Annotated in this window: 10 protein-coding genes; 5 read left to right on the forward strand and 5 right to left on the reverse strand. The window is 63.8% G+C overall.

Annotation, left to right across the window (positions count from 1 at the left end; genetic code table 11):
• Positions 1 to 4: 4 nt before the first annotated feature.
• Positions 5 to 1,267 (forward strand): cytochrome P450, encoded by a 1,263-nt coding sequence (locus tag FJ956_RS09385; RefSeq protein WP_140675236.1) that lies wholly within the window; start codon positions 5 to 7, stop codon positions 1,265 to 1,267.
• A 6-nt stretch (positions 1,268 to 1,273) separates the two neighbouring features.
• Here the strand turns inward: FJ956_RS09385 and FJ956_RS09390 are convergent, their stop codons facing one another.
• Together FJ956_RS09390 and FJ956_RS09395 are read right to left on the reverse strand one after the other, a co-directional pair.
• Positions 1,274 to 2,854, reverse strand: coding sequence for a GH3 auxin-responsive promoter family protein (locus FJ956_RS09390; protein ID WP_140675239.1), 1,581 nt, complete (start codon positions 2,852 to 2,854; stop codon positions 1,274 to 1,276).
• Positions 2,844 to 3,581 carry a hypothetical protein gene (locus FJ956_RS09395; RefSeq protein ID WP_140675242.1) on the reverse strand — a complete coding sequence of 246 codons (738 nt, stop codon included), beginning with the start codon at positions 3,579 to 3,581 and terminating at the stop codon, positions 2,844 to 2,846. Before FJ956_RS09395 ends, FJ956_RS09390 begins: the two co-directional genes overlap by 11 nt.
• A 196-nt stretch (positions 3,582 to 3,777) precedes the next feature.
• Between FJ956_RS09395 and FJ956_RS09400 the strand changes: the two genes are divergently transcribed.
• Positions 3,778 to 4,527, forward strand: a complete 750-nt coding sequence (locus FJ956_RS09400; protein WP_140675245.1) for a pseudouridine synthase — start codon at positions 3,778 to 3,780, stop codon at positions 4,525 to 4,527.
• Between the two features lie 256 nt (positions 4,528 to 4,783).
• On the opposite strand, the gene FJ956_RS09405 is transcribed toward FJ956_RS09400, so the two are convergent.
• Positions 4,784 to 5,365, reverse strand: coding sequence for a histidine phosphatase family protein (locus FJ956_RS09405; RefSeq protein WP_140675248.1), 582 nt, complete (start codon positions 5,363 to 5,365; stop codon positions 4,784 to 4,786).
• Between the two features lie 140 nt (positions 5,366 to 5,505).
• On the reverse strand, positions 5,506 to 6,840 hold the full coding sequence (locus FJ956_RS09410) for a dicarboxylate/amino acid:cation symporter (protein WP_140675251.1): 1,335 nt from the start codon (positions 6,838 to 6,840) through the stop codon (positions 5,506 to 5,508).
• A 237-nt stretch (positions 6,841 to 7,077) separates the two neighbouring features.
• On the opposite strand from FJ956_RS09410, the gene FJ956_RS09415 reads away from it, so the two are divergent.
• The 3 genes from FJ956_RS09415 to FJ956_RS09425 all read left to right on the forward strand — a co-directional run bounded on the left by FJ956_RS09415 (position 7,078) and on the right by FJ956_RS09425 (position 10,801).
• Entirely contained in the window at positions 7,078 to 8,943 is a 1,866-nt protein-coding gene (locus tag FJ956_RS09415; RefSeq protein WP_140675254.1) for a sensor histidine kinase, read from the forward strand.
• Positions 8,940 to 10,304, forward strand: a complete 1,365-nt coding sequence (locus FJ956_RS09420) for a sigma-54 dependent transcriptional regulator (protein ID WP_140675257.1) — start codon at positions 8,940 to 8,942, stop codon at positions 10,302 to 10,304. Before FJ956_RS09415 ends, FJ956_RS09420 begins: the two co-directional genes overlap by 4 nt.
• A gap of 152 nt (positions 10,305 to 10,456) precedes the next feature.
• Positions 10,457 to 10,801: a hypothetical protein gene (locus FJ956_RS09425; protein ID WP_140675260.1), complete on the forward strand. Its 345-nt coding sequence runs from the start codon at positions 10,457 to 10,459 to the stop codon at positions 10,799 to 10,801.
• A gap of 4 nt (positions 10,802 to 10,805) precedes the next feature.
• On the opposite strand, the gene ggt is transcribed toward FJ956_RS09425, so the two are convergent.
• Positions 10,806 to 12,542, reverse strand: a complete 1,737-nt coding sequence (gene ggt, locus FJ956_RS09430) for a gamma-glutamyltransferase (protein WP_140675263.1) — start codon at positions 12,540 to 12,542, stop codon at positions 10,806 to 10,808.
• Positions 12,543 to 12,772: the final 230 nt, after the last annotated feature.

Below are 12,772 nucleotides of genomic sequence, written 5' to 3' on the forward strand. Positions count from 1 at the left end.
GGACGTGGATCGCTTCGAAACTCTGTTGGGCAGAATGGGGACCAATTCCGCAGCGATGCATGGACGATACCCAACTCAAGAGGGCCGCTCTGCCGACCACCATTGGCGAGGCGTACGCGCCGGCTGCTTCAGCGGCTCTGCGGACATCTATTCTATTCATGATGAAATGCGCGACCAGGCCCCCGTCTGGCGGTCGCCATGGGGCGACGTGTTCGTAACGAAATATGATCTCGTTTCGGCCTGCCTTGTCAATCGCCAGTTGTCGCACATGCCGCCAGGCGATCGAAGCGATGCAAGCAGCCAGCGACCGGCCATCAACGAATGGCTGATGTATCAGGAGGGGCATGCGCACACGGCAATCCGCCAGGCCCTCCAGCAACCCTTTGTCGGCAAGGGAACGGCCGCGCTGGAGCCGGTCGTGGCGGAAGCCGTCGATCTGCTGGTCTCGAAGGCTGATCTTTCCGGTGTCGTCGACGTGGTGGCCGCCTTCACGCGGGCTGTTCCCGAACAGGTGATTGGCCGGTCGCTTGGCGTACCGGTTGAAGACATGGCAAGGCTGCGCGCCTGGTCGGCATCGATACGCACCATTCTCGATTCGGGGTTTGACGATGCCTTCGGACCGGCGCCAAACGCGGCGGAAGAGATGTCTGCTTACTTCACCGACCTACTGCGCGGCCAATTGGCGCGCGGAGAGATGCCGCCGCTGCTTGTCGGATTGCCCGCGCTGGTCGGCCAAGTGGGGCTCTCGACCGCTGGTCGCAACGTCGCTTTCCTGGCCTTCGCCGGTCACGAAACGACCGTGCACCTGATCGGCAACATGTTGTTCCATCTGGCCCACGCACCGGCGCAGTGGGCCAGCTTGCGGGCCGATCGACGCCTTGCCGCCAGCGCCGTCGCCGAAACCTTGCGGATGGAAAGCCCGGTACAGAAGATTTGTCGGTGGCCGGTTAAAGCGATCGAGCTGACCGGCCAGCCGATCAATGAAGACCAGTTGATTGTACTGCTGGTCGGGGCCGCCAACCGCGATCCCGACCAGTTCGCCTCGCCTCGCACGTTCGACATCAACCGACATGCCAGACAGAACCTTGCCTTCGGTCGCGGCGCTCACGTCTGCATCGGCAGGGCGCTTGCGGAAATGGAGGGAAGGTTGTTGCTGGAAGCCATCCTTCGACGCTGGAAAAAAATTGAACCAACGGCCGACGGCGAGAAATGGATGGACAACTCTTCAATACGTGGATTGGAGCGGTTGTGCTTGCTATTGAGCTGACCGAAATCAAGACCCGGCATTGCCCAATCCGGCCAGAAATAGGCTGTCTACCTGTCCAAGCAAGACAGGCGCCTTCATGCCGGCGATGCTTACGCCGCCTTGCAAACGGTGGCGCTTCCAGCGGCCGTAGAGATCGTCGACAGGCTTTAGTCGAACGAGGTCGAGCTGACCGATCCGCCGAGCATATTCATATTGGGGATTGGCAGCCAGAGCGCGGTCCAGCCTTTCGGGGAGGGTGCTATCCAGCGGTTTTTCCGAGCTGGTTTCGACAAGAAGCTGATAATGCGGTCGTGGGCTCGTCGTGGCCGCAAGCAACGCATAGGTCGGCACATGGATCAGTTCGAGGCAACTTGCAACGAATGTCTCGCTCAGCTTCTCGCCGCACATGTCGACGGTGACACCGGCGCGGCCGCTGAATCGCAGACGGGGCGTGTCGCCGCTGAAACCGACAACCTCCACCATGTCGCAGGTGTCGTAACGATAGAGACCGGAGCCCGTCGAAACGACGACCCGATATGTACGGCCGATTTCAAGCTGCCAGGCAAAACGGCAATCGCCGGATTCGTCGATGAATTCGAAGAAGCCGCTATGCGCGGCGAGCACCGAGCCCGCTCCGTCGCCGTAAGGAACGGAGACGGCGGCCTCGGTCGACATCAGGCCCTTCGATTGCATGAAAGCACGCGGGAAAAGCGCCTGCAGCTCCGCTGCGAAGCCTTTGCTCGATGCATCGGTCCAGCAGCTGATCGTATCGAGCCGGGGCCAAATCGCGGAGAGATCGTCCGATGACCCACAAAGCATGTTTTCCAGCGTCTCGATACGGCGATTAACCGATTTCCTTTCCTGCGTTATCGCCAGTCTGTTAGCCAGGGTCGGTAGCAGATTCGACGCGTCGCGCCGCATCGCACGCAGGATTTCGGTAAGGTAGGTAGGGCTCCAGACCCAGATCAGAGCCAGATCCTCGGCCTGCAGCAGACAGAGGCAGGTCTGTCTCTGCCAAGCGTCGAAATCGGCAAGGAGCCTGAGTTCCATCGGTACAGCCGAAAGCTCGATCAGACTGCTGCGCAAAGCACCGAAATAGGCGAAAGGCAAAGGACTGCCCAACGGATAGGGGCCGATGCGCTGGTTGAGCGAACGCCCCACCGGGCTCAGGGCGAAATAGCTTCGGCCCTGCGTGACGGCGGGACGGCGCGCAATGAGGTCCGCAAGCCAAGGATAAAGACAATCGGTAAAGGATTTGAGCCCGGCATCCGTGTAAGGAATATTTTTCGCGCCGCCCGAGCTTCCCCCGGTCTGCTCGAAGAAGCGCACCGGTTCTGCCGTCAGCACGGCCCCCACTCCTTCGATCAGCCGGTCAATATAGGGCTGAAACGCCGCATAATCGCCGATCGGAACGAGCCTGCTGAACGACTCAGCCGACGTGACCTCGACGAATCGGTTGTCGCGCCCGAAAGCGGTGAGGCGATTGGCCTTGATCAGATCTGCAAGGGTGCGGCGCTGCGCTGTCTCGACATCTCCAAGGCCGGCATCGAATCGCATTCGGGCCGCAGCGGTGGCTCCGGCAATTCTCGCCCAGGCGTCAGCGACCACCGCTCAATCCCTCCGCAAAGCTGGTCGCCCCGTACCGCTTCAGGTTGAGAGGATGGAATTCCGCCAAACAAGCGAGTTCGACCCCGCGAAAATACGCTGGATTGGCTTTGAGGAAGAATGCGGCAAAGCGGTTGCGTTCCGCTGTCTCTTCGACGCCCGCCCATTCCCGTCGGAGATGGCCCTGCGATTGGCCGAAATCGATAAGTCCGCTTGCGGCATCGAAAAAACAGCCGTAGCGCGCGGCAGCTATGCGATTGCGGATCAGGCGTAAATCGCTTCTGTCTTTCCCGTCGATGGCTGGGACGAATTCACGGAAAAAGTTGGGTAGAATTCGAAAGGTGCGATGGCCCATCATGATCGAGAACCAGAACAGTCTTGCTTCGCCCAGTTCGGCCTTCACCGCGCCGGCCGCGCGGAACCATGCACGCAGCAAGACCGGGTCCCCCCAGCGCGAGGAATCGAGCACCGTGTCGCCCGAAAACAAATAATGCACGGTCTCGCCGTCGACGATCAGACTGCCTACGGACAACGTCGAGAAGCCGACTATGCCACTCTTGCGCCGAATGACGACGACGGCATTTTTCTCCGAGAGATCTCGTTCGAACCGGCCCCGGTCGGTCGCGTCATAATAGGTCTCGTAAAGGCGAAACATCTCGTCGCGATCGCCGTTGCCGAGATCGCCGACCAAAATTGTTTCGGACTCGAGCGAGTCCGTCTTCTCTGCCACGTCCCCACCGCCAAGCAAGAGCTAATATGGGGGACATAGAGGACAATGCATCGCTTGTTCAACTTAAAATGCGCACGTCGCCGATGTCCGCTCCTGCTTCCACAACAAAGCGCAGGCCGACGGAATTCTCCGCGATTGCGAAGTCTTGGCTGTATGTGGCACCTGTTCTCACCCATTTGCGGAACTTAATCACGTCATGACACAGCCGCTCCCGGTCGATCGGCGATCCATCGTCGCCAAAGTCAGCCTCGCCCGAGCGCTCTCCAAGCTTGGCTTCTGCTCGCGCACGCAGGCCGAGCATTTCGTCGCCGAGGGGCGGGTACAGGTCGGCGGCAAGACGGTGCGCGATGCCTTGCTGCGCATCGATCCCGACCGCGACCGCATCACCGTCGACGGCGAGCGCGTCATTGCCGAGCGCAAGGTCTATCTGATGCTCAACAAGCCGCGCGGGCTGGTCACGACCCGCGACGACCCCGAAGGCCGCGGCACCGTCTATGACTGCCTTGCCGATCTCGACCTGCCGTTCGTGTCGCCCGTCGGCCGGCTCGACAAGGCGAGCGAAGGGCTGCTCTTGATGAGCAACGACACGCGCTGGGCGAACGGTCTGCTCGACCCCGCCTCGCATGTCGCCAAGACCTATCACGTGCAGATCGCGGCCGTGCCCGACGAGGAAATGCTGGGGCGCTTTCGCCAAGGGGCGGTCGTCGACGGCGCGTTGCTCACCGCAAGCTCGATCGCGCTGCTGCGCAGCGGCGGGCGGACGGCGTGGTTGGAGATCGTGCTCGACGAGGGACGCAACCGGCAGATTCGCAGGCTGCTCGGCGCTTTCGACATCGAGGTGCTGCGGCTGGTGCGAGTGGCTATCGGGCAATTGCAACTCGGCGAGCTTGCCAAAGGTCAGGCGCGGCACCTGACGGAGGAAGACCTGGCGATGCTTGTTGCCTAGTGGCTGCGCCCCCGAACTTCGTCATCCACGGGCGGAGCGGGAGCGAAGCGGACGCGCAGACCCGAGGATCCATTCCGTGACCTCGCGCGAGGGGTAAAGGCGGTGCAAGACAGGGGTCGTTCTGCATCGCCGCAACGCTCATAGGTAACGGAATGGATCCTCGGGTCTACGCGCGTCGCTTCGCTCCTTGCTCCACCCGTGGATGACGAAAAGCGTTTCGGCCAACCGCCAAGGTCGATCTGCTATAAAGCCCGGGCTACTTCTGGTTCCAGCGGCGTATGACCGGCTCGGTCAGGTCGTGCTCGTAGCCGAGGATGCTGAGGCTGACGGTGTCGAGCAGGAAATGCTCGCCGCCTTCCGGCGGCAGGCCGACCCAGCGCGACGCGAACACACGCAGGAAATGCGCGCTGGAGAAGATGAGCACATTGCCGGCAACCGCGCGCAGCCCGGCGATGATGGTATCGGCGCGGGCGCCGACATCGGCCGCCGTCTCGCCGCCCGGGCAGCCGTCGCGAAACAACTGCCAGCCGGGACGCTCGGACAATATCTCCTTGGTCGTCACGCCTTCATAGGCGCCATAATCCCATTCCCGCAGGTCCGGCTTCTTGACCGCGCGCTCGCCAAAACCGGCGAGGCGGCAGGTGTCGAAGGCGCGCTGCGACGGGCTCGACCAGACCGCCTGGAAAGTCAGTCCCTCGAGGCGTTCGGCGACGCCGCGCGCGGCCTCTTCGCCTTTGGCGGTCAAGGGGATGTCGGTGCGGCCGGTGTGCCTGCCCGAGGCGCTCCACTCCGTCTCGCCATGGCGAACGACGTAGATCTCGGGAAACGCACTGCTCATCGACCGCCTCCGAGCCTTGAATGCAACAGGAATGCACCGGCAGGAGTGCCGGACCGCGCCACCCTATGCGGCAGCCGACAAAAAGAACAGGCCGCGGCTTAGCCGCGACCTGTTGGGCATCTCGGGAGGATGCTGCTTATTTAGGCGGGCTGGAGGCCGCCCGACAACGCGAGGTCAGCTTCTTCCGACAACTGGCCGGCCATGGCGGCGGCGAACTTGGTCTGGTCGAGCTCGCCTTCCCAGCGTGCCACGACGATGGTCGCGACCGCGTTGCCGACGAAGTTGGTGAGCGCGCGGCATTCCGACATGAAGCGGTCGACGCCGAGGATCAGCGCCATGCCGGCGACCGGTACCGAGGGCACGACCGAGAGCGTCGCGGCCAGCGTGATGAAGCCAGCGCCGGTGATGCCGGCGGCTCCCTTCGAGCTCAGCATGGCGACCAGCAGAAGCAGTATCTGATCGCCGAAGGTGAGCGGCGTGTCGGTCGCCTGGGCGATGAAAAGCGCTGCCAGCGTCATGTAGATGTTGGTGCCGTCGAGGTTGAAGGAATAGCCGGTCGGGATGACCAGGCCGACCACCGAGCGGTTGCAACCGGCGCGCTCCATCTTGGCCATCAGGCCGGGCAGCGCCGCCTCGGAAGACGAGGTGCCGAGCACCAGGAGCAATTCCTCCTTGATGTAGCGGATCAATGCCAGGATGGAGAAGCCGTTATACCATGCCACAGCGCCCAGGACGACGAGCACGAAGAGCAGCGACGTCAGATAGAAGGTGCCGATCAGCATGGCGAGGTTGGCGATCGCGCCAATACCGTATTTGCCGACGGTGAAGGCCATGGCGCCGAAGGCGCCGATGGGCGCCGCCTTCATCAGGATGGCGACGAGGCGGAAGACCGGCGCGGTCAGCGCCTGCAGGAAATCGACCACGGGGCGGCCGCGGTCGCCGACGAGGGCCAGCGCCACGCCGAACAGCACCGAGAAGAACAGCACCTGCAGGATGTCGCCCTGGGCGAAAGCGCCGGTGATGGTGTCGGGGATGATGTTCATCAGGAAGCCGACGATGGTCGTGTCATGCGCCTTCTCGGTGAAGGTCGCCACCTTCGAGGGGTCGAGAGTCGCGGGGTTGATGTGCATGCCGGCGCCCGGCTGGATGACGTTCGACACGACGAGGCCGACGACGAGCGCCAATGTCGAGAAGACGAGGAAATAGATCATCGCCTTGCCGGCGACGCGGCCGACCTTGTGCAGGTCGGAGACACCGGCAATGCCGGTCGCCACGGTGAGGAAGATCACCGGCGCGATCACCATCTTGACCAGCTTGATGAAGGCGTCGCCAAGCGGTTTCAGCGATGCGCCCAGGTCGGGGTAGAAATGGCCAAGCAGGATACCGGCGGCAATCGCCACCAGGACCTGGACATAGAGATGCCGGTAAAAGGGAACCTTGCCGCGCGGTTCGGCGGCAGCGATTGCTGTCTGCATGATATCCTCCGTTCGGCCCCCGATCGAGACGCTCGACCTCCCAGGGGGCTGTTGACCTCCACAGCCTCGCGGCTGCTACGGATGCATCTGCAACCCGCGTGCCAGATGATGTCCGGAGTCTTGTTTTGTTGATTTTGTTTGATTTTTCGATTCTGCGACAAGCGCCTTGGAGAACACTAGTGCGGCTATCCGCATAGGTCGAATTGCGCTTTGTGCGAAATCATGCACAGATGCGGCATGCTGCAACGCCCGGCCGCTGCCCTCGCCCCAACGCCCGAATTGCTTGCCGGGCGGGCGCGGCGCGCCTGGCTGCTGTTTACGGCGGTGGCGCTGCTGATCGTGCTCGCGGCGCTCTACGGCGCCGGGCTTTATGGTCGCTCGACCGAGATCGAAGCTCTAGCCACGCAAGGGCGCACGGACGCCAACCTCAAGGTCGCGCTGCTGCGCGCGGTGCTGGAAAATCCGCGCGCGCTGCCGCTGCTCCTGTCGGAGGACCAGCAGGTCAATGATGCGCTGACCGAGCGCAACCCCGCATCGATCGACGTGCTCAACCGCAAGCTCGAAGGGCTGGTCTCGGGCACCAAGGCCTCGGTGCTCTATGTCACCGGCACGGACGGCCTGGCGATCGCCTCCAGCAATTGGCGCGAGCCGGTGAGCTTCGTCGGCAACGACTATGGTTTTCGCGCCTATTTCTCGGGCGCGATGGAAGCCGGCACGGCCGAATATTTCGCGCTCGGCAATGTCAGCAAACGTCCCGGCCTCTACATCTCGCGCCGCGTCGACGGCGCTGCGGGGCCGCTCGGCGTCGTCGTGGTCAAGATGGAGTTCGACCAGCTCGAGTCCGACTGGCGCGAGGCGAGCCGGCCCGCCTATGTCAGCGATGCGCATGGCGTGGTGCTGATCACGAGCGTGCCCTCCTGGCGTTTCATGACGACGGCGCCGCTGGCCGCTTCGGTCATGGCCGAGATCCGCGCCAGCCAGCAATTCGGCGATGCGCCGCTGGTGCCCTTGCCGATCACGAAACCGCAACCGCTCAGCCCCGATGTCGCGCTTGTCCATGCCATCACGCCCGGCGGCGGCGATGCGGAATATCTGCGGCTTTCCACCGCCGTGCCGTCGACACCCTGGCGCCTCGACTATCTCCTTCCTGCCGAAGCAGCGGTCGCGGCGGCGCAGCGCGAGATGCGGCTCCTGGTGCTCGGTGTCCTCGCGCCGCTCATTGCCTTTGCCGCCTATCTGTTGTGGCGCCGGCAATCCGGCCAGATGCGGATTGCCGCCGAACAGGCCGCGCGGGCCGAGCTCGAGCGCCGGGTCGTCGAGCGCACGCAGGATCTGAGTCTCGCGCGCGACCGGCTGCAGGCGGAGATCGTGGACCATCGCAGCACCGAAGCCAGGCTGCAGGTGATGCAGCAGGAGCTGGTGCAGGCCAACCGGCTTGCCACGCTTGGCCAGGTTGCCGCCGGCGTCGCGCATGAGATCAACCAGCCGGTGGCGACGATCCGCGCCTATGCCGACAATGCGCGTGTCTTCCTCGAACGCAAGCAGAGCGCCTCGGCCGAGGAGAACCTTGGCGCCATCGCCGCGCTGACCGAGCGCATCGGCTCCATCACCGAAGAGCTGAAAGCCTTCGCCCGCAAGGGCCGCACCGCCGCCGCGCCGGTGGAACTGCGCAGCGTGATCGAAGGCGCCGTCGTGCTGCTCAGGAGCCGCTTCGCCGGCCGGCTCGATGCGCTGGCGATCACGCTGCCGCCGCCGGCGCTGAAAGTTATGGGCAACCGGCTGCGCCTGGAGCAGGTGCTGATCAACCTTTTCCAGAACGCGCTGGAGGCACTCGAAGGCCGCGACGACGCCAAGGTCGAGGTTTCCGCGGCCGAGACCGGCGATGACGTCGCGCTCATGGTCTCGGACAATGGCCCGGGCATCCCGCCCGCGATCCTGAAGTCGCTGTTCACGCCCTTCAACACCTCCAAGGAAAAAGGCCTCGGGCTCGGGCTCGTCATCTCCAAGGACATCGTCGCCGACTATGGCGGGCGCATCGAGGTTTCGAGCAGCGGCCAGGGAACACGCTTCACCATCCATCTGTCGAAAGCCGGCGCTGCATGACGAAGCACGATCCAGCCATGGTGATCCTGATCGATGACGATAGCGATCTGCTCAAGGCGACAAGACAGACACTGGAGCTTGCCGGCTTTGCGGTGTCGGCGCATTCGGTAGCGAGCGAAGCGCTGGCGGCGCTCGACAGGAATTTCGCCGGAGTGGTGGTGTCGGACATCCGCATGCCGGAGATCGACGGGCTGCAGCTGTTCGACCGCGTGCTGCGGTTCGACCCCGATATCCCCGTCATCCTGGTCACCGGCCATGGCGATATCGCGATGGCCGTGAAGGCGATCAAGGACGGCGCCTACGACTTCATCACCAAGCCTTTCGCCGCCGACAGGCTGGCGCAGAGCGTTGCCCGCGCCGCCGAAAAGCGGCGCCTGGTGATGGAAAACCGCGCCTTGCGCGAGGCGGCCGAGCAGGCGCAGGAGGGATTGCCGCTGATCGGCCAGACGCCGGCCATGGAGCGGCTGCGCCGGACATTGCGGCAGATCGCCGACACCGATGTCGACGTTCTGGTGACTGGCGAGACCGGTTCGGGCAAGGAGGTGGTGGCGAGCCTGCTGCACCGCTGGAGCCGCCGCGCCAAGGGCAATTTCGTCGCGCTCAACTGCGGCACGCTGCCGGAGACGGTCATCGAAAGCGAACTGTTCGGCCACGAGGCCGGCGCCTTCACCGGCGCGCAGAAGAAACGCGTCGGCCGCATCGAGCATTCGAGCGGCGGCACGCTGTTTCTCGACGAGATCGAGAGCATGCCGGCCTCGACGCAGGTGCAGATGCTGCGCGTGCTCGAAATGCGCGAGGTGACGCCGCTCGGCACCAATGAGATCCGGCCGGTCGACCTGCGCGTCGTTGCCGCCGCCAAGGTCGATCTCGGCAATGCCAGCCAGCGCGGCAATTTCCGTGAGGATCTCTATTACCGGCTCAATGTGGTGACGCTGTCGATCCCGCCGCTGCGCGAGCGGCGGGACGACGTGCCGCTGTTGTTCGGTTACTTCGCCGAGCGCGCCGCGGCCCGCTTCCGGCGCGCCGTGCCGGCGATCTCCGCCGCGGTTCAGCGCCATCTCGGCGACCATGACTGGCCCGGCAATGTGCGTGAGCTCGCTCACTTCGCCGAACGCTTCGTGCTCGGGCTGGACGATTTTGCCGCGGCGTCTTCCCCCGCGGCAACGGAGATCGACACCTCCATGCCTTTGCCGGAACGGCTCGATCGTTACGAAGCCGAACTCATCCGCGAGACACTTGGTCGCAATGACGGCGACGTCCGCCGCACCATCGAGGCGCTCGGCATTCCGCGCAAGACCTTCTACGACAAGCTGCAGCGGCATGGCATCGTGCGCAGCGATTTTTCGAGGCAGATCAAATAGGTGGAACCGCAACGCCGCTACCTCGTTGAAACCGACCGGGAAACCGTGGCACTCGGGCATCAGCCGGGCGGCGAACGCATCGCCGTGCCGGCGTTGCCGGGTTGCGCTCGGCAGGCGTTGATGGTTTGTTGCCGCTCAGCGGAGAACGAATAATGCGCGAATCCCTCGGTCAAGACGAATACGGCTCGACCAGCCCCTTCGACCCGGACGACCTGCCCAATCTCAATGCGATGGGGCCGGCGATGGGCAGCGGCAATGATTTCGAGAAATACGCGGTCGCCGTCATCATCGTCTTCGGCGCGCTGATCATCGGCGGCCTGATGGCCGCCTCCATGTCCTTCGGCCACCGCAACGGCTTCCTGTTCGCGCTTGGGGGGGCCACGGCGGCCTGGATTTCGGGCAATGCGCTGCTGCTCGACCGGCCGCGCATCTATGCGCTGTTCGTCGCCATCGCCGCCGTGATGCTGATCGCCTCGACCGTCACGCTGGTGACCTGATCAATTAATATCCCAAAGCCTCGCCGGCGGCCGCGCGGCTGTCGATGGCGCCGTTGTAGCGCGCGCCGTCGCCTTTCTCGATCTGTGCCAGGCTCTTGCCACCGACCAGGATGCCGGCGGCTTGCCCCCAGGTCTCGTCGCTCAAGTCCAGGTGATAGCCCATGCCGGCAAGCAGCTTCTCCGTGTCCGGCGAAAGCCCGAACGGTTCGACATAGATGGTGTCTGGCAGCCATTGATGATGGATGCGCGGCGCGTCGATCGCCTGCTGGATGTCCATGCCGTGGTCGATGACGTTGACGATCGCCTCCAGCGTGATGGTGATGATGCGCGAGCCGCCCGGACTGCCGATGATCATGAACGGCTTGCCGTCCTTGGTCACGATCGTCGGGCTCATCGAGGATAATGGCGTCTTCTTCGGCTGGATGGCGTTCGCCTCGCCCTGGACCAGGCCGTAGAGGTTGGGCACGCCGGGCTTCTGGGTGAAATCGTCCATCTCGTTGTTGAGCAGGATGCCGGTGCCGTCGGCGACGACGCCGGCGCCGAAGGAGCCGTTCAGCGTGTAGGTAACGGCCACGGCGTTGCCGTCCTTGTCGATGATCGAATAGTGGGTGGTCTCCTTCGACTCGCCGAAGCCCTTCGGCATCAGCTCCTTCGACACGCCAGCACGGAAGGGATCGATCTTGTCGCGAATGTCTTTCGCATAGTTCTTGTCGAGCAGCTTAGAGACCGGATTGTCGACGAAATCGGGATCGCCGAGGGCGGAGTTGCGGTCGACATACGCATGGCGCATGGCCTCGACCATAACGTGGACCGTCTCGGCTGAGCCGGCGCCGAGATAGGACAGCGGATAGCCCTCCAATACATTGAGGATCTCGCAGATGATGACGCCGCCCGAGCTCGGCGGCGGCGAGGAGATGATCTCGTAGCCGCGATAGGAACAGGTCACCGGCTTCAGCTCACGCACCGCATATTGCTCGAAATCGGGTTTGGCGAGGATGCCGCCCTTGGCGCCGCTCGCCTTGACGATTTCATCGGCGATGGTGCCTTTGTAGAAGGAGTCCGGCCCCTTTTCCGAGATCGCCGAAAGGGAGGCGGCAAGGTCCGGCTGAACAAGCTTCTCGCCGATGCCATAAGGCTTCCCGTCTTTTTTGAGGAAGATGGCGGCGGCAGCCGGGTCCTTCGCCAACCGGTCGGCGCTGCCGGCGAATGATGCGGCGTCGCCCTGGTTGAGCACGAAGCCGTCTTTGGCGTAGGCAATCGCCGGCGCCATCAGATCCTGCCTCGACAAGGTCCCGTATTTCTCGCGCGCCATCTCGAAGCCGGCGACCGAGCCCGGCACGCCGACCGCCAGATAGCCGTCGAGGCTGGCGCCCTTGATCGGCTTGCCGTCCTTGTCGAGATACATGGTCTTGGTCGCGGCGAGCGGCGCGCGCTCGCGGAAATCGAGGAAGGTCGTGCGGCCGTCCTTCAGCCGGATGGTCATGAACCCGCCGCCGCCGATGTTGCCGGCATTGGGATAGACGACGGCGAGCGCATAGCCGACGGCAACAGCGGCATCGACCGCATTGCCGCCCTTTTTCAGCACGTCGACGCCGATCTCGGTCGCCAGATGCTGGGCCGTCACCACCATGCCGTGCTCACCCTTGGCCGGTTGCGGCGAGGCGGCGAAGACGGCGGCCGGCGTGAAGGCAAAGGTGAGCGAAAGGCTGACGGCGATCAGCGTCCGGCGGGTCAAGGGCATGGCGGTGCTCCAGTGCTGCGTGCTTAGAAGAACTACTTGGAGCGGCCGAGTCCATCCATCAATATGACCGTACACATATTGGTTTTCGCTCGCTGGTAAGTTCCAGGTCGTAGGAAGAGAGCCGAGGCCGACGCCAGCCAATCTCCCCCCTTGTGAGGGCTTTGCACGGAACCGGGTTGGTGATTCCGTAGGTCAGGAATGAAGGGGGATGATTCGGATGGTCGATCGTG

Source organism: Mesorhizobium sp. B2-4-3 (assembly GCF_006442815.1).
GTDB lineage: Bacteria > Pseudomonadota > Alphaproteobacteria > Rhizobiales > Rhizobiaceae > Mesorhizobium.